The 896-nt window shown below is 77.6% G+C and carries 1 pseudogene; it reads left to right on the top strand.

Annotation, left to right across the window (positions count from 1 at the left end):
- Positions 1 to 249: 249 nt before the first annotated feature.
- Positions 250 to 896 (top strand): annotated as a pseudogene (locus tag HMPREF9062_RS11955) (hypothetical protein); the annotation flags it as partial.

Genomic DNA, 896 nt, shown 5'->3' with positions numbered 1-896 from the left:
GGGCGGCCCGGAGGCGATCGCCCCTCCGCCGGCGCCGGCTCCTCCGCGAAGACCGGGCCGAGCGGCGCCGGGAAGGCCGAACCGGCCGGGAGGACGGTCGGGAGGACCGGCGGAACGCCCACGGCGCCTCGAACCGCCGGCGACTCCCGCCCCGCCCCCGGGCATTCCCGTGCACGGACCGGGGCCGGGTCCCGCGGCGCTTCGGGTCCCCGACAGGCCGCGCGCGGTACGGCCCGCCGTACGCGCACCGTGACGACGCAGGACGGCCGCCCCTCCCGCTCGGGCGCACGCCGCCCCTCCGCATTCCCGAGCGCCGCCCGGTCGGGCGGCCGAGGCCGCCCGACCGGCTCCAGGCTGCGTCGTGCGGCGCTCGCTTCCTCCCGCCGTCCGCGCTACTGGCTGCGTTGGCTCCTGATCATCGGGATCGTGCTGGCCCTCGTCGCCGGCATGTCCTACGCCATGGTCGCCGGAGGGGTCTGGGTGCGCGAGACCATCCGCGATCAGGACGACGCCGAGGCCGCCAGCCAGGTGCGGACCGTCTATCCCGCTCCGGCCGCCTGCGACGCCGCCCATCTCGATGTCTCCGTGGACGCGCCGGCGCGGGTCGGGGCGGGTACCGGCATGACCATCGGCGTCACGCTGACGAACACGGGTGATGACGCCTGCCTGCTCGATGTCGGCGGTGCGGCTCTGGGGGCGGTCATCGTCTCGGGCGACCGAACTGTGTGGTCCTCCACGGACTGCCCCGCCGACCCCGTCGAGCGCACGCTGCTCATCGACGCGGGCGGGTCCGCCAGCGCCTCGCTGACGTGGAACGGCGCCTCGGCGGCCGCGAGCTGCTCCGGGGCGGCGCCGAGCCCGCCCCCCTCGTCCGCGCCGCCGCCCGACGGCCACCA

This window comes from Actinomyces sp. oral taxon 448 str. F0400 (assembly GCF_000220835.1).
Taxonomy (GTDB): Bacteria; Actinomycetota; Actinomycetes; order Actinomycetales; family Actinomycetaceae; genus Actinomyces.
This window is presented reverse-complemented; position numbering and strand designations above follow the sequence as displayed.